Here is an 18521-nt window from a genome sequence, read left to right as displayed (position 1 = left end):
ATTCTTTATCTCTTTTTTAATTCCTGAGCGACGCAAGGAGGAACAAATTGAGAAATGTCTCCATCTAAATTCGCAATCTCACGTACCAAACTGGAGGAAATAAACATAGCATGTTCTGATGGTGTTAAAAATATGGTTTCAATATTCTGATATAACTTACGGTTCATTCCTGCAAGTTGAAACTCATACTCAAAATCAGAAACAGCGCGCAAACCGCGTAGGATTACCGTTGCCTTTTGTTCCTGTGCAAAATCGATTAGTAAATTATCAAAGCCCATGACCTGCACACTAGGCAAATCAGCTAAGGTTTCCTGCAAAAGACGTATTCTAGTTTCCAAAGGCAAAAAAGGTTTTTTGGCCTTATTAGTTGCAACCGCAACAATAAGTTCAGGGAAAATTTTCGCAGCTCGTCCTATAATATCCACATGACCATTGGTCACCGGATCAAAGGTGCCTGGATATATTGCTTTTGATTTCATATGATTTAAGACTGATTGCTAAGAAGACCAGTCTAGCGTATTGTTGTACAAAAAACTACAATAATCCTGGTAAAACAGTAGGATGCGGTGCTTTACCAGATCACGGACCGAGGTGAGTATGGATAATTTAAAACGTTTTATTGTGCTTCCTATTTTCTTGTTAACGGCATGTGCTCCACCAAGACCTGCAATGATGCCAGAACAACCAAGCAAAATAGCAAAAGCCGTTCCTAACGAAACGCCAGCAGAAAAACAACATGCAACCGGCAAAGCCGAAACAGTTTCCTCTTGGGAAGTTCGTGGTGCTTTAGCAACCAAAAATAAATCGAAAGGTTGGTCGGCAGCAATGCATTGGGCGCAAAATGGGCCAAGCTCATACCAAATCCGTTTAATGGGACCTTTAGGGGCCGGAGCTGTTCTAATTAATAAAAAAGGGAGCGCAATTACCTTCCAAGATGGCCCCAAAAGAATTACCTCAACCAATGCGGATGAATTATTACTGCAACAAACAGGGGTTAGGCTTCCGGTGAACAATCTTTACTATTGGGTTAGAGGCCTGCCTGCTCCCGGTAAGGTAAGTTCAGAAAAACGTGATGCCGCGAATAATCTGGTTATGTTAAGACAAAGTGGCTATACCGTTACCTTTGCAAACTACACAATTGTAAAAGGAGTCGCCCTCCCTGGCATCGTTCGTTTAGACGGAAATGGGGTGATGGTGAAAGTTGTCATAAAAAATTGGGCTATTTGATTAACGTAGGTTGGCGCTGAATACCGCGAAGCACTATATTCTGAGTTCGCTCAAGAAATTTTGTTGAGCGACACTCAACGCCAACCTCCCATTAAATGAAACTCTTGCGTTCAAATTGAACTAATTTGCCAAGCAAGAACCTACCAAAGATATAAATTTAAAAAATTTATAAAATTTATTGCTTTCAAAGTTGACATGTTAATAAAACCACTGCAAAATACCCCCACATCGCAAGGATGGAAGCTATTATAATTTATGGAAGCTTTTATATAGAATCTGCAATTTTTTAGGGGTGTCGCCAAGCGGTAAGGCACAGGGTTTTGATCCCTGCATACCTAGGTTCGAATCCTAGCACCCCTGCCACTTTCTTGTTGATTCACAAGTAAACAGACAGCAGAAGATAACCTAGAAGGATGCATCCTAGTTGATGCTCAAATAATAATAATATCTTTTTGGCTGTCTTCTGCTATGTGTTTAAGTTAAACGATGAACTAGGTCTAAGGCTTTTTACACATGTCCACAATGATGATATTTGCCGGTAACGCGAATCCGGAACTAGCACAAAAAATTTCCTCCCACTTACAGATCCCCATAGGCAAAGCAACCGTTGGTACTTTCAGCGATGGCGAAACCATGGTCGAGATCCTTGAGAACGTTCGCGGACGGGATGTATTTATTATTCAATCGACTTGTGCCCCATCAAATAATAACTTGATGGAGCTACTGGCTATGGCAGATGCTCTAAGAAGATCTTCTGCAGCCCGAATAACCGCCGTAGTTCCCTACTTCGGTTATGCGCGACAAGATAGACGGGTACGTTCTGCACGTGTGCCTATTACGGCAAAAATTGTAGCTGATATGATGGCCTCTGTAGGAATATGTCGTGTTCTTACCGTTGATTTACATGCGGATCAAATCCAAGGTTTCTTCTACATGCCTGTAGATAACGTTTATGCAACGCCCATGCTACTTGAGGACATTGCCACACGAAATCTGCAAAACATTATGGTTGTATCACCAGATGTTGGTGGCGTAGTCCGCGCTCGTGCTGTTGCCAAACGCCTCGAACATGCGGAACTGGCTATCATTGATAAACGTCGCAGTGGACCTAATAAATCCGAAGTAATGCATATCATTGGTGAACCAGCAAATAAGGACTGTATCATCGTTGACGACATTGTTGATACTGCAGGAACTCTTTGTTCTGCTGCCCATGAATTAAAGAAATGCGGCGCGAAAAGTGTGAGAGCCTATATTACCCATCCCGTTTTATCAGGCCCTGCCCTCAAAAACATTAAAAACTCTCAAATTGATGAGGTAGTAATTACTGATACGATTCCTTTATCAGAAGAAGCACGTGCTTGCGATAAAATCCGTGTAGTCAGTCTTTCAGACATGCTGGCGCAGGCAATGAAACGCGTGAACATAGAAGAATCTGTTAGTTCTATGTTTGCCGAATAATCCCTTTCGTATCGTAGGTCGGGCCCATGGCCCGACGCTTTTCATCGTTTACCGCCAAAATCGAATAGATTAAATCAGCATTACCTCTCCAATCCTTTTAAGAGCTCCGTTGCAAAAGGCTGGAGAACCCGAGAAAAAGTCAGGTCATAGTTCCGACCTACGCTCAGAACATTCCTTTAGTAAGTGTCCTTCGTTGCTTGTAAACAACCCTAAAAAACCTCCGTATTTTATTTACTTAGACACATATTAATAGTCTCTTAATTTATTGCTGCTACAATTAGCGCAGTTAATAAAAAAAGAGAGCACTATGTCTAAATATACCAACCTATTTAGATTTTTCGATAAAGTGGAAAATACATATACGGACATGCTCGAACACATACAGGCAGGATTACGAAAGGAACAGCATCATATTGAGACTAGCTGTGAAGAAGTTAACTTTTTACTTAGGTTAATTTCTGCATTACACCTGAATTCAGATCATGAAGCGAACCCCGTTCGTACTCAGGATATACTGCAAGAAATGTTAAATGGTGGACATCTGAATATGGAAGATGGTGGTAAATTTTATGATGAGCTAGTTAAGAATTTTAACTCCAGCATCAGTAAACGAATCTCCTCTCATCATTCTGTAGCCCAGCAATATTCTCTTTCCTATCCAATCTCAAAAGAGGTTCTTTTCGGTGTAACCGAGGATGCTGAAGGTAGGAAAAGAACGTGGATGCAATTTGAAAAGCATAACACTAAAAACTTACTCAATATTATCCTACATCTTATTGATTATATTAAGTACCGAATCACTGGGAAAAATATTGGGCCTTTTGGCTCCTCGGAGCATACTGATAGCAATCCATTGATTGTTACGAAAGGGCCAGGAGCAAATTAAGCACTTCAACTAAGCGAAGGATGTCATTAAATGTAGGCTGGATAGTCAAGCTCAGCCTCAGAATAGCGCAAACGCTTTTACCAGACTTGATGGTCAATTGATACCAAAATATGGCTCAAATAAAAAAAGGAGCCTTAGCTCCCTTTTTTATTTGATCCAGCGTAATTAATCACGCGTACCAACATATTTGTCATCAAAATAACGTCGTAACTTAGTTCTCAATGTTCCACGACTAATTCCCAGCATAATTGCAGCTCGTGACTGATTGTACTTACAGTGTTCCATTACTGCTCGAAATAAAGGTGTCTCAATTTCTTCAAGTACAAACTGGTATAAGTCAACAGGATCAGTTCCCTTAAGCTCTGAAAAATATTTTTGTACTGAATGTGTTACGCTCTCGGCCAGTGAAGCGGTGTTATCCACTACTTCATTACTGATTGTTGTCATTATTATTAGCTCCTCCTTTTAAAAACAGTATATTACCGAATCAAACCGTGTCAGACAAGGGTCGAATTGAAAAAACTACGTTAAATCAATATAGAATAACCAATACTGGAGCCCGTAATATCCCAAAGTTGCTGAAAAATAAAAAAGGGGAAATTGCAAATACAATTTCCCCTTTTTTAAACAAAGCAGATTCGAATTAAAACTTCAACATCGAGTCATTAAATGGCTTACCATTCACAGTAAATTTACCCTGATCTAAGCTTACCTCAATGAAATAATCAGTGCCTTTTTCGACGATTAAACCCGCCTGTTTCAGCGCATTTAATTGCTGATCAACTTGCTGCTCTACCGATGGCTGTGCCGCTTGTGCAGGCTGTTGTACCGCAGCAGCTTGTCCTGGTTGTTGAGCCGCCGGCTGAGCACCCAACTGTTTCGCAATTGATGGTTGAGCATTAGGTTGTTTCGCCATTTGTTGGGCTACTGTCTGCTTCATTAATTCTCTTACGGTAGCAGCTGGAACACTCAATTTGGCATTCCCACGAATTTTTTGCATCAATTGGAATGGATTAGCATTTTCATCTTTAGGTAGAGAAATAAGCAAAGTACCATCAATTATGCCTTCAGGTAATTTGAAATTGAGCTTAGAAATTTCTAACTCTGCCCCTTTGTTGAATAACTTAGGTAGTTCAGGAAGTAAAGCAATCATTGCTTGTTGGCGCTGTTCTTCAGTACCATTTTGCATTGTATTGGCTTGCTGGTTAATTTTCGCTAATACATCCGCATCAAGATTTCTTACCGATATATTGATTTCACCTGGACCATAATTTTGTGCATTTGCCAAAACTGACTTAATGGTCATAGTAAAGCTTGTGTTAAATAAATGCTGTTCAATATCGCTCTTTGATTTAAAGAGTAATTCTGAAACTTCGAATATTTTTTGTCCTTTAACCTGGATATTAAACTCAGGCAAAGTGAAGTTTGCATCACCTAAATACAAGCCAGTATCTGTTTCATGTAAATCATAATCACTAGAGACTTTGCCCAAATCAACTTGTGCATCACCTTTAGCAAGATGAACCCCATCAACAACCACCGTACCACCAACTTTTTTCATTCCAGGAGACATTGTTGTGGTCGCATTCAATCCTAACCAGTTAAAACGGCCACCGTCTTTAGAGGTCAAATTAAATGTAGGAACATTAAAATCCAAGGTGCTTTGATTAAAATAATTCACAAAAATACTTAAGTCTAATTGTGGCTTAGTTGAATCAGCAGTGAAGTTCGCATTGAATTGATCAACATATTGTTTAGGGAATGGGAAAACAGCTTCAGCATATCCAAGTCCAAATCGTACGGAGTTATTAGCAAAAATAACTGGACCATGATGAATCGTTAAAGGCATTTCCATGGAATAATCTTGTGCCGGAACAGTTTGTGCAGCGCCATCTACATCGGCCACATGTTCAGGAATATGTAGTTGCCATTGGATCTGAGCCTCTGAGCTAAATAGGCCGCGATTATATTGCTTAATCTCTGCTCGCAATCCATTCGATTGGTCAATTACCTCAATATTCTTTCTGATTGTTTTTTCAGTAAGAATGCCCATACCATAATATCCGCCTAGAACCAAAGCGGCCAGGATAATTATTAATCCTGTCAGTTTTTTCATTATGCTCTCCATGTTAGTAATTCGAAATGCAACATAAAGTATAACAGTAAATAGTCTTATTGTGCGACAAACTAGTGATTGAAAACAAAGAAAAAAATTGAACAATAGGCAGAATTACTTGCCCTCATGAACGACCTTGTGCAATCCGATTTTTTGCCGTTTAGGAAGAACCCAGGCAAATAACTGACTGTTGATTATGTCTCTACCGAGACAGACCTACTCTATACTCCTACGCCACTGACAAGCCGTGCGTAGGAAGATGTGACGAAGAAGCAGCCGCAACGTGAAAGAAATTATGCGTGCTCAACAGGCTTGCAATAAGTTTCTTTAACCAGCAACGCCAAGATAAGTGCGATGAAAGAACATACTGGCAATATTTTTAAACCGGCTTGGAAGTCAGACAATAGCAGAGATTCTACATTGTACGCACGCGCGCCAGAAACCATGTCGACCAAACGCCCAACCAAAGGCTGTAAGGATGCACCAACAAAAATTGAAATCATATTCGTAAAGGCAATTGAAGTACCAACCACGTTGCGATGATGAATTTCCGTTGATACTGCATAGGCAATAGCAACCCCAGTATTAGTCAAACCGAAAAGAAAGAAAATAAAATAAGCGTAGTTTTGACTTAAAGACGGGCTAAATACATAGATAGAAGTCAGTACCATTCCGCATAAAGCAGAAATGATCATTAAGGGTTTACGACGCCCCATTTTATCAGACAGCCACCCAGAAATTGGGCCGCTAATTCCCCAGCCAATGAAAATCAAACCGGTTGCAAAGGCAGCAGCATGAGCCCCCAAACCATGACCAAACTGTAAATAAGCAGGTCCAATTGCCTCGCCAATTATTGCGGTAGGCCCAAATAAAAACCCTGCATATAGCGCGTTAATCCAAGTTTGTCGGCAGAATAAAATGATTTTTAAGCTTTGCAAAATGCTAATCCGATTAATCGAATGCGAATCACTGCGATGTCCCGCTGGAGTATCTTGAACAAACTGATAAAGAAGACCTGTCAGGGCAATAAATAAAAAGGCGATAATAAGCATACTATGACGCCAGCCTACATTACTTACTAAAAAGGATACCGGAGCTTCTCCAGCCGCAGCTCCTAACATCCCTAAAGATTGAGTTAAGCCGGCTAATAATCCCAACATGGTTGGTGGGAACCAAGAAGTAGCCAATCGCAAGGAACAGATAAACGCAAATGCCGCACTAAAGCCTATGAGCATTCGACCAACTGAAGCCATAAGTAACCCATCAGCTAGGCCAAAAACACAGCAACCAAAAGCAGTGACCAGAGACATCACGGTTAACAACCCTCGTATACTTAGGCGATCAACGGTCAGCCCCACTGGAATCTGCATGAGTATATAAGGAATATAGAACGAAGCAGTTAAAATACCGAATCCAACCTCGCTGATGTTGAACTCCATTTGTAGATAACGGTGCATTACGCCTGGTGCAACACGCGCCATGTATTCGGAAAAATAAAAAGCAGCTGCTAGCCCCCAAACTAACCAAGCCCTCCCTAAATAACTCTTGCAATTATAGATATCTACTTTAGCATTATGCATTTTGTTCATAAATCTCTACTCAATAAAGCCCTAATTCGCCTTGTTTTATAAACATAAGCAAAGAATTATTGCTGGGCTAGATACTCCAAAAAAACTCCTAATTACCTGATTCATGGTAACTTTGCTCTAAACCCCCATTACATTCAACAATGTAGTTATCAGATTATCTGAATTGTACAAAGTCACAAATTTCCGTAGATCAGGCTACAAAGAATCAGCGCGTCTCTCCTCAGAATAACTGAAATTATCCTAGGATTATACTACTGCAACCATTTATTCAGGGTAATCGTATCTCAACTCCATAAAATATTATTGACAAATTTCTAACTAATTGACCTATTACTGCTTTTTGAAAACAGGAACCATGAAATAAGCCAGTATCTACCAACACTTTAAAGGCTTAAAAGATCCTCGGATAAATCGTACTTTAAAATATCAATTAATCAATGTTATTTTAATTGTCTATGCGAAGATGGGCTTAGATAAAACACTTTTGGGATTTACGTAAAGAGCGGTTTAAACAGTTTTTTTGATATGAAACATGTTGTACCACAATCAATTTATGAGTTGGGTAGAAAAACTAGCAGCAAAGTTAAAAAACATGGCGATTGATGAGAACAACTTCAGAGCTACACTAAGCCTAACCCAAAACGTCAGAGTATTATATGTAAATATATAGTGTTGTGTTAACAAGCTCATGTTGAGGCAGTAAGTTGTCGCGGACAAGTCATCGGAAGGTATAATAACTATTAACAATATAGCTAAGTTACTCAATTTGTTCCAGACAAAGGTAGTGTTTAAATAACTGTGTCATCTCTTTTAACTTGTTATAATTTAACACTTAAAAGAGGTGCATATGAGTAAGAAGACAATCGATTTATCGAATTTTGATTTCAACGAGTTCAAATCAGAAGCATTAGCGCAGTTAAAATCAGGACAATCGCTCACAGGAAAAGACGGAATCATTAACCCCTTAATTAAAGAGTTATTAGAGTCTGCCTTAGAAGGAGAAATGGATTCTCATATGACGGACTGCTCTGAGACAGGTATCGTCAACCGTCGTAACGGTAAAACGACTAAAACGATTAAATCGACCACTGGCGTTTTTGACTTGGAAACGCCTCGAGATAGGGATGGTAGTTTTGAGCCTGAGATAGTCAAAAAACGTCAAACAGTACTCAACGAGTCACTCGATAATAAAGTCTTGGCACTTTATGCGATAGGCATGAGCTACGAGGCAATAAGCGAGCATTTATCGGAGATGTATGGATTAGAAATCTCCAGCGCTAAAATCAGTTTAATAACCGTAAGCTCTTACCGCTGATTACTGAATGGCGCAATCGCTCCTTAGAATCGGTATACCCCATCGTATTTCTTGATGCCATGCACTTTAAAGTACGTGTTGACAGCAAGGTCATCAGTCGAGCCTTTTACACGGTTCTCGCTGTTAACTCAGAAGGTAAAAAGGATATTCTAGGACTCTATTTATCTGAGGCAGAAGGCGCTCGTTTCTGGCTTGGTGTCTTAAATGACCTTAAGGCTCGCGGGGTAGAAGATATTCTTATTGCCAGCATCGATGGGCTTAAGGGATTTCCTGATGCCAACCGAAGTATTTCCTCATACTGAAGTGCAGCTTTGTGTTGTTCATCAAATTCGCAACTCATTGAAGTATGTGGTCAGCAAAGACCAGAAGGCCTTTATGGCTGATTTAAAACTTGTTTATAAAGCGTCAAGCAAAGACTTAGCGGAGCATCATCTGCTTGAGCTGGAAGAGAAATGGGGAAAAAAATATCCTGCTGTAATAAAGTCTTGGAATAATCACTGGGAAGCTCTATCACAGTACTTTAAATATCCAGAAGAGCTCAGACGTATCATTTATACGACCAATATTGTCGAAGGTTTTCATCGACAAATTCGCAAATACACTAAAAATAAAGGCGTATTCACCAGCGAAAACGCCCTTATCAAACTCATTTACTGTGCTGCTCAGAAAGTACTGGAAAAATGGAATCAGCCCATGCACAATTGGGCGCTTATCGTGTCCCAACTACAAATCTATTTTGAAGACAGACTAACTTTGGGGCTTAGATAAGCAATGAGGTGACACAGTTAAATGAACACTCTCCAGACAAATAATTTAACGTTAACTTAATAGATACCATAAGTTATAGTATTAAGTGGTTACTCAAAGCAATAACCTTTCAATATTCGCTCTTTATCTGCTATATATCTGGGCTAACGCTCTAATTTTATTTTTTAGCCCTTTATTTATTCACTGATTTCTTTCTTTTAGTGAGGAATCGCCTTTACTCACCGCAGGTCTTCAACAGACTCCAGTATGATTTTTTTAATTTCATTTGCTTTCTTCATTATATTGCCATGATGACAATCTAGTGTTACGACTTTTATTTTTTGGGCTGAAACTTTTTGTATATTATTATCTTCAATTAGACACTTGTATTTTTCCAATCTCAGGTGATGAGCATCGCTAAATGTATTATTAATTTCCAGGGCCTTAAACAACGTAATGTTAGTATTGCTCAACCTCCCAGAAATTTCATTATAACTTATCGATACTTCTGCATTATATGCATCACACATCCTCTCAACATCCTGCTCATCCAAATTCTGTCTAAGCAAGTAGTTTTTAAATTCCTCATATGAATTATCATCAAATGTATCGATTATATCTCGCAAGCTTTCATCATAATACAAAACCGTATCCAGTAAAAAAACATTGATCTTGTTAAATCCTTTCTGTTCAAGTTTGTACGCCATTTCTAACGCAATTTGCCCCCCCAAAGACCAACCGCATAAAAAAATCTCTTGTGAGAAAGGAAATAGTTGATTGACTTCCTGAATATAGTAGTTAGAAATCTCTGCTAAATTATCAATTTTTTCCTTATTATTCATATTATAATTATCCACCCCAATAGATTGAAATTGACAATCTAGCAAGTCGGCTAAAGATTGATATACCTCGCAACCAGATGATGCTGGGTGTACAAAATATATAATTGGCAAAAAATGGTTTTTAGTATTAAGTTTCTTGATCAATGGATTTTTATTTCTATCTCCAACGCAACTGTTCACAATATTTAAAATTGTTTTTTGACTAAAAATATCAGAAACAGATATATTCATTTTTAATGATTGGTTCATTCTTGCGGTTAGTTGCATTCCTGAAATTGAATCTCCTCCCAATCTAAAAAAATCATCAGTAACTCCTACCTGATTAATCCCAAGAACCGTTTGCCAAATAAAGCACATTTTTCTTTCCAAATCAGTTTCAGGAGCAATAAACGGGATATTTTTGATAGAGAAGTCAGGTGAAGGAAGACGTTTTTTATCCAACTTTCCATTTCTTGTTAGAGGTAAATTAGCCATAAATATAAATGAAATGGGAATCATGTAATCAGGCAAATATTTAGACAAATGGTCTCTCAAAATGTCTTCGTTGATAAACTGTTTACTTACATAATAAGCAACTAAACACTTGATATTTCCTTGAGGAAGTGTTCTTTCCTTTGCTAAGACAACGCTTTGAAATATACCATCATAAGTTGATAAAGCTTGTTCAATTTCGGGTAACTCAATGCGATATCCCCTAATTTTTACTTGTTCATCAATCCGGCCTATGATTTCAATATTACCATCTGAAAAATACCGAGCTAAATCACCTGTTTTGTATAGCTTCAGATTTCGATTCTCATTTAAATCTTCAGCAGTTACAAAAGGATTAGGTATAAATTTTTCTTTTGTTAATTCAGGACTATTTAAATACCCTCTTGCAAGACCAACACCACCAATATATAACTCTCCAACAACTCCGATTGGATTAGGGTATAGATTATTATTCAATATATAAACTTTAACATTACTTATTGGCTTTCCAATAAGTAAATTTTCTGATTTTTCTATCAAGTAGCTCGTTGTTAAAATAGTCCCCTCTGTAGGGCCATAATTATTAATTATTTTATACTTATTACTGTAAACCTTTTTTAGAAGTTCGCCAGACGTATGTATAACACGCAATGTTTCATTGGGTTTATTAAAAAACTCCTCGGCTATTTTAGTTGGTAAGGATGCTGTTGTAATCTGTTGTTGGTGCATCCAATTATTTAGCCTTTCTGGATCATAGCGAATATCCGCAGGTACTATATGTAATGATGCTCCATAAATGAGATAAGGAAACACCTCTGATGCAAAACCATCATAACCAAACTTGGCATAGACACTTACTCTATCCGTTTCGTCAATGTTTAAATTAAATTGACTTTTGCAATATACACATAGGTTGGTTAATGAATGGTGCTCTATTTCCACACCTTTGGGATGACCGGTTGAGCCGGAGGTATACATTATATAGGCTAAATTATTGCCGGAAACGCACAGTTCAATATTGGTATTTTTTTCTTCAATAAAAAGATTCTTATGATCTAGGTTAATACATATTATATTGCTATCACTAAATCTTTCATTAAGAAAAGATTGTGTAATAATAAATCTTACGTTCGTCTCGTTTAATAATGCCTGTAGCCGCTGTTTAGGTAGGTTAGGATCGAAAGGAACAAACGCTCCTCCTGATTTTAAAATCCCCATAAGTCCAATGATCATCTCAATAGATATATCCATTGAAATCGCAACATGTGTCTCGGGTTTAATACCAAGAGATTGAAGATAATGCGCTAGTTGATTAGCTTGCTCATTTAATTGCTGGTAATTAAGCAACTGCTCTTTATAAATCACTGCCAATTTATCTGGAGTCCTCTCTACCTGCTCTTCAAATAATTTATGGACTGGTTTATCAAATGGATAAATTTGTTCTGTTTCATTCCACTCATACACAATTTTATTGTATTCTTCAGGACTTAAAATATTGCAGTCGCGTGTCATTATATCCAAGTTTTCAGACATTTTTTCAAGGACAATTTGATAATACAAAGCTAATCGCCTGATTGTTTCATGATGAAACAAGCTTGTTGCACCGCTGATAGTACCTTTTAAGGTAGATCTACCATCATCAACAAACAAACTCAAATCAAATTTGGCAATCTTGTAATAGTCTTGCAGCTCGATTGGTTTTAATAATTGCTCCATAGCCTGCGGAATGTTAACACGCTCCATACCAAACATGACCTGAAAAATAGGGTGCCTTGATTGGTCCGGTTCAATTTTCATACTGGATACAAGTTTATCAAAGGGCAAATCCTGATGCCGCTGCACATCAATTATTTCATGATAAACCTGTGTTATAAATTCATCGATCGTCTGCTCAGGTTTTAATTGCACTCTTATAGGTAAACTATTAACAAAAAATCCAATTAAATCCTCCAATTGCTCATAATGCCTGTTCGCAAACGGAGTGCCGATAATCAAATCGTCCTGACCCGTATATTTTGAGAGTAAAATGTAAAACCCACTCAACAACACTGCATATAAAGTCACACCCTTTGATTTAGCTAATTGTCGAAGCTTAAAAGAAACATCTTCACTTAAAGTAAAATTAAAGCTCTCTCCACGATAATCAATTACATTGGGTCTGGGGGAGTCTGTTGGTAAATCTAATGGCTGATAACCAGCCAATTTACTTTGCCAATAGCTTATTTCCTGCCGCAGCTTAGCTTCTGTCAAATAAGCCCGTTGCCATACGGAAAAATCTTTGTATTGAATAGAGAGCGCAGGTAAATCAACCACCAAACCATTTACATCCTGTTGATAATATTGGTTTAACTCTTTCATCAAGAGTTCGATAGACCAGCCATCAAAAGCAATATGATGAATAATAATCAACAAATACCTACGACTATTTTCATCTAGGGTGTACAAATATCCTCTAACTGGATACTCACGCTCAAGGTTAAATGGCGTATTAATGGCCTTATCCATCCTGGCAGATAATTCTCGCTCACTAATTTGTTCTTCCATAAGCGGAAATGATGCAACCTCCTCTACTTGCTGATAACTCACGCCTGAGGGGGCTTGAACAATCAGAGTCCGAAAAATCTCGTGGCGAGCTACAACAGAGTTCAGTGCGTTCTTTAATGAAGATAATTTAATTGACGAAGTCAACTCATAAGCAAATGGAACATGATAAGCATTTGTGCCTTGTTCATATTGCTCAATAAACCATAATCGTTCCTGAGCAAAAGAGAGTACAGCTCGGTTGCTTCTTAAAGCGGGGATAACCAAGCGCTGTTCTTTTGTGGCAAGTACTTTGCTCAGGCCATCAATGGTTTTGTAATAAAAAATATCAATAACTGAAATTTTTTTATCAGTTAATTGGCTTATCTGGTGAGACGCCTGTATCGCCAAAATTGAGTTCCCACCCAGCCTGAAAAAATCATCATGAATACCCACACGTGGCAATCCCAAAATGGCTTGCCAGATTGAGCACATCCCTTGCTCAAGTTCTGTTCCGGGGGCCACATATAAAGCGCTTTCCATCGTAACATCAGGAGCTGGCAATGACGCTCTATCTAATTTACCATTCAGAGTTAAAGGGAAAGAACTCATCGATACAAAAACATTAGGGATCATGTAATCAGGAAGTTGCTCAGATAAATAACCCCTTAACTTGACTTCGTCTATATCTTTGTCGCAGGTATAATAGGCTACCAGATATTTATACGTACTCTCGCTGGCCCGTTTCTCTCTCGCCAATACCACGCTTTGCTGAATACCATCATAAGATGATATAGCATGCTCTATCTCACCAGGCTCTATTCGGTAGCCTCTTAATTTTATTTGATTGTCCTTGCGACCTATGTATTCAAGGCTGCCATCCGATAGCCATCTTACTAAATCCCCTGTTCTATATAATCTGGTATAACCTTTGACACTATCTGACTCGGTAGCAAAGGGATTCAGTATAAATTTACTCTCGTTCAACTCAGGATTATTTAAATACCCCCTGGCCAAACCAGCTCCACCAATGTATAGCTCGCCTACAACTCCAATGGGTACAGGTTTTTTATGTTTGTCTAGAATATAAACTTTAGTATTAGCTATAGGATAACCAATTGAAATGGGTAGATTCACCCTAGAAGAAAATTTCATTATGGTAGTATCAATAGTATTTTCTGTAGGCCCATAAGCATTAAAGAGTAGCGCATCGATATGTTTAAAATAGCGATGCAAAATATCAGAATTTAATGCCTCTCCCCCAGAAATAATATATTGCAGACTACTACAGTCTAATTTTTTATTATTGGAAATATAATCAATAAAAACACTAAGTAATGATGGCACAAAATTAATAATATTAATTTTGTGCCTAACTACTAACTCCACAAGAATTTCAATATTAGTTTGCACACCAGAGGGAGCAACACACAATGTGGATCCAGTTAACAATGGCAGGAAAATATCCTCTATTGAAACGTCAAAACCACACGAGCCATAATACAAACAACGAAATTGTGCTGTTAATGAATAATATCTTATCAAACTCTGTATCTTGCTACTGATAGCACAATGTTCTACCATTACCCCTTTTGGAAAACCGCTTGTACCTGATGTGTACATCACATAAGCCAAATCGGATATTCGGCTGTAAATCGGCAATTTACTTTTGGCCTCTAATTGATAAAAGTTATCATCTAGAAAAATCAGTCTTGTTTTATAGTATTTATTTGTCTGTAATTGATTAATCAAATAAGAATGGGTCAGAAGGAAAATGCTGTTTGTATCCTCTAACATATATACAAGCCGTTCAGTAGGACACTTCAAATCTATAGGCACATATGCGGCGCCAGCTTTTAGAATTCCAAGAATAGCAATAATCATATCCAAAGATCTGTCCAGGAATATGGCTATCAAGGTATCTTTAGGGAGTTCATGAGCTTCAGATTCCATTTTATACTGTTGTCGAATGTACCTTGCCAACTGATTTGATTGCTCATCCAGCTCTTGATAAGTTAATTGCTGCCCTTCAAACATTACAGCAATATTATCTGGTGTTCGAGCCGCCTGCTCTTCAAATAACTGATGCAGAGTTTTGTCAAAAGAGTGCTCTTTATCAGTAGCATTCCACTCATACACTATTTCGGTATATTCTTTAGAACTTAATACCTCATATTCCAGAATTGGTATACTGGGATTGTCTGAAATTTGTTCTAAAATCCATTTATAATGTTCCATGAATCGCTGAATTGTTTCTTGTTTGTATAGGTTTTTTGCATAATCGATCCCCCCCCTTAAAGCCGGATGACCATCATCAACAAACAAACTCAAATCAAATTTGGCAATCTTGTAATAGTCTTGCAGCTCGATTGGTTTTAATAATTGCTCCATAGCCTGCGGAATGTTAACACGCTCCATACCAAACATGACCTGAAAAATAGGGTGCCTTGATTGGTCCGGTTCAATTTTCATACTGGATACAAGTTTATCAAAGGGCAAATCCTGATGCCGCTGCACATCAATTATTTCATGATAAACCTGTGTTATAAATTCATCGATCGTCTGCTCAGGTTTTAATTGCACTCTTATAGGTAAACTATTAACAAAAAATCCAATTAAATCCTCCAATTGCTCATAATGCCTGTTCGCAAACGGAGTGCCGATAATCAAATCGTCCTGACCCGTATATTTTGAGAGTAAAATGTAAAACCCACTCAACAACACTGCATATAAAGTCACACCCTTTGATTTAGCTAATTGTCGAAGCTTAAAAGAAACATCTTCACTTAAAGTAAAATTAAAGCTCTCTCCACGATAATCAATTACATTGGGTCTGGGGGAGTCTGTTGGTAAATCTAATGGCTGATAACCAGCCAATTTACTTTGCCAATAGCTTATTTCCTGCCGCAGCTTAGCTTCTGTCAAATAAGCCCGTTGCCATACGGAAAAATCTTTGTATTGAATAGAGAGCGCAGGTAAATCAACCACCAAACCATTTACATCCTGTTGATAATATTGGTTTAACTCTTTCATCAAGAGTTCGATAGACCAGCCATCAAAAGCAATATGATGAATAATAATCAACAAATACCTACGACTATTTTCATCTAGGGTGTACAAATATCCTCTAACTGGATACTCACGCTCAAGGTTAAATGGCGTATTAATGGCCTTATCCATCCTGGCAGATAATTCTCGCTCACTAATTTGTTCTTCCATAAGCGGAAATGATGCAACCTCCTCTACTTGCTGATAACTCACGCCTGAGGGGGCTTGAACAATCAGAGTCCGAAAAATCTCGTGGCGAGCTACAACAGAGTTCAGTGCGTTCTTTAATGAAGATAATTTAATTGACGAAGTCAACTCATAAGCAAATGGAACATGATAAGCATTTGTGCCTTGTTCATATTGCTCAATAAACCATAATCGTTCCTGAGCAAAAGAGAGTACAGCTCGGTTGCTTCTTAAAGCGGGGATAACCAAGCGCTGTTCTTTTGTGGCAAGTACTTTGCTCAGGCCATCAATGGTTTTGTAATAAAAAATATCAATAACTGAAATTTTTTTATCAGTTAATTGGCTTATCTGGTGAGACGCCTGTATCGCCAAAATTGAGTTCCCACCCAGCCTGAAAAAATCATCATGAATACCCACACGTGGCAATCCCAAAATGGCTTGCCAGATTGAGCACATCCCTTGCTCAAGTTCTGTTCCGGGGGCCACATATAAAGCGCTTTCCATCGTAACATCAGGAGCTGGCAATGACGCTCTATCTAATTTACCATTCAGAGTTAAAGGGAAAGAACTCATCGATACAAAAACATTAGGGATCATGTAATCAGGAAGTTGCTCAGATAAATAACCCCTTAACTTGACTTCGTCTATATCTTTGTCGCAGGTATAATAGGCTACCAGATATTTATACGTACTCTCGCTGGCCCGTTTCTCTCTCGCCAATACCACGCTTTGCTGAATACCATCATAAGATGATATAGCATGCTCTATCTCACCAGGCTCTATTCGGTAACCTCTTAATTTTATTTGATTGTCCTTGCGACCTATGTATTCAAGACTGCCATCCGATAGCCATCTTACCAAGTCTCCTGTAAGATACAGCCTTTCATATCCAGGTTCTTTGCAAAAAGTATTTAGCATAAATTGGGTTGCTGTCTGGGTTGGATTATTAAGATAATTTTCAGCCAATCCATAACCAGCTATAGCTAATTCTCCAACCTCCAAGATTTTAGCTAAAGATAATGTCTTATTTAAAACATATGCTTTCATATTAGCTATTGGTCTGCCAATGGGAATTACACTCCCCAAATGGATTTTTGAAGGCACCTGGTAGAAAAGACTGTCTCCTCCTCCTTCCGTTTGGCCATATAAATTTAAGAAAATGCAATTTGGTAAAAGAGACGTTACTTTATTTGCCAAAGCGGAAGTAAGCTTTTCTCCACTAATCGAGCAAATTTTCAATCCAGTCAATTTATTAATTTCTTGATAACAATTCTTTAATAACATCTCAAGATAAGAGGGTACAACAACAAGGCGAGTTACATTATGCTGAACCAGGCTATCAATGAATTTTCCAGGCTCTAGAATTAACTCTTCTGGAATGATAACCAGTTTAACTCCTTGTAATAAGCAACCCCAAATTTCCCAGGAAGAATCAACAAAAACTAGAGAGGTTTTTTGACACCCAGTTTCATCTTTTGTAAACGGATAATGTTTCCACATCCAAAAAAAACGATTTAATCGATTCAAATGGGAGCTGCAAACTGCCTTGGGGTGACTTGTTGTTCCGCTAGTATAAAAAATATCGACAATATCTTGTACCTTAGCCACGCTTTCAATATTTACGTCTGGGAAATTTAAAAAATAATTTACGTTATAATTAACAATTACGTTCGGATAACTATTTAATTTATCCTGAAGAAATGATGTAGTCACAAGAAGCATCGCGCCACTGTCATTTAATTGATACTGCAAATGCTTGACAGGAGATCTTGGATCCAATGTCAAATAGGCCGCGCCTGTCTTTAAAATTGCGAGTAAAATTACTATAAGATCAATGTTTCTATATGTACAAACGCCTACATAACATCCAGGCCCTACTCCTTTGGTCAGCAAAAAATGAGCAAACCTATTGGCACGTTTATTCAACTCATCAAAAGTCAATTTCTCATTTTGATATATTAAAGCAATTTCATGAGGAATTTTTTGAACGATATCTTCAAACATTTGGTGAATACAACGAGTAATATTGAAATTATGCTGCGTTTCATTCCAATGAAAAAATAAGCGTTCCTCCTCTTCGTTAATGATTTCGCTTAACACCAAATTGTTCATA

At 38.0% G+C, this 18521-nt stretch carries 8 protein-coding genes, 1 tRNA gene and 1 pseudogene; 5 read left to right on the top strand and 5 right to left on the bottom strand.

The window, feature by feature from the left end; translation table 11 throughout:
* Positions 1 to 5: 5 nt before the first annotated feature.
* Complete coding sequence (coaD, locus tag J2N86_RS03355; RefSeq protein ID WP_252580993.1) at positions 6 to 479, bottom strand: pantetheine-phosphate adenylyltransferase; 474 nt, start codon at positions 477 to 479, stop codon at positions 6 to 8.
* A 118-nt stretch (positions 480 to 597) separates the two neighbouring features.
* Here coaD and lolB point away from each other — a divergent pair, with 118 nt between their 5' ends.
* From lolB to J2N86_RS03335, 4 genes are all read left to right on the top strand, one after another.
* On the top strand, positions 598 to 1227 hold the full coding sequence (lolB, locus tag J2N86_RS03350; RefSeq protein WP_252580992.1) for a lipoprotein insertase outer membrane protein LolB: 630 nt from the start codon (positions 598 to 600) through the stop codon (positions 1225 to 1227).
* A 288-nt stretch (positions 1228 to 1515) separates the two neighbouring features.
* Positions 1516 to 1590, top strand: a tRNA-Gln gene (locus J2N86_RS03345).
* A 150-nt stretch (positions 1591 to 1740) separates the two neighbouring features.
* Positions 1741 to 2688 carry a ribose-phosphate pyrophosphokinase gene (locus tag J2N86_RS03340; protein ID WP_252580991.1) on the top strand — a complete coding sequence of 316 codons (948 nt, stop codon included), beginning with the start codon at positions 1741 to 1743 and terminating at the stop codon, positions 2686 to 2688.
* A gap of 307 nt (positions 2689 to 2995) precedes the next feature.
* Complete coding sequence (locus J2N86_RS03335; RefSeq protein WP_252580990.1) at positions 2996 to 3574, top strand: hypothetical protein; 579 nt, start codon at positions 2996 to 2998, stop codon at positions 3572 to 3574.
* Positions 3575 to 3739: 165 nt separating this feature from the next.
* Here J2N86_RS03335 and J2N86_RS03330 read toward each other — a convergent pair whose 3' ends face one another.
* From J2N86_RS03330 to J2N86_RS03320, 3 genes are all read right to left on the bottom strand, one after another.
* The gene (locus J2N86_RS03330; RefSeq protein WP_058476721.1) at positions 3740 to 4021 is read right to left on the bottom strand and encodes a helix-turn-helix domain-containing protein; all 282 of its coding nucleotides are present in this window, start codon (positions 4019 to 4021) and stop codon (positions 3740 to 3742) included.
* 196 nt (positions 4022 to 4217) lie between these two features.
* On the bottom strand, positions 4218 to 5690 hold the full coding sequence (locus J2N86_RS03325) for a YdgA family protein (protein ID WP_252580989.1): 1473 nt from the start codon (positions 5688 to 5690) through the stop codon (positions 4218 to 4220).
* 293 nt (positions 5691 to 5983) lie between these two features.
* Positions 5984 to 7279 carry an MFS transporter gene (locus J2N86_RS03320; protein ID WP_407658968.1) on the bottom strand — a complete coding sequence of 432 codons (1296 nt, stop codon included), beginning with the start codon at positions 7277 to 7279 and terminating at the stop codon, positions 5984 to 5986.
* 847 nt (positions 7280 to 8126) lie between these two features.
* On the opposite strand from J2N86_RS03320, the pseudogene J2N86_RS03315 reads away from it, so the two are divergent.
* A pseudogene (locus J2N86_RS03315) lies at positions 8127 to 9362 on the top strand (IS256 family transposase).
* A 218-nt stretch (positions 9363 to 9580) separates the two neighbouring features.
* Here J2N86_RS03315 and J2N86_RS03310 read toward each other — a convergent pair.
* Positions 9581 to 18520 (bottom strand): non-ribosomal peptide synthetase, encoded by an 8940-nt coding sequence (locus J2N86_RS03310; RefSeq protein WP_252580988.1) that lies wholly within the window; start codon positions 18518 to 18520, stop codon positions 9581 to 9583.
* Position 18521 lies beyond the last annotated feature (1 nt).

Origin of the sequence: Legionella lytica (assembly GCF_023921225.1) — a bacterium.
GTDB classification, from domain to species: Bacteria; Pseudomonadota; Gammaproteobacteria; order Legionellales; family Legionellaceae; genus Legionella; species Legionella lytica.
The sequence above is the reverse complement of the archived record's forward strand: the minus strand, read 5'-3'. Positions and strand labels throughout refer to the sequence as shown.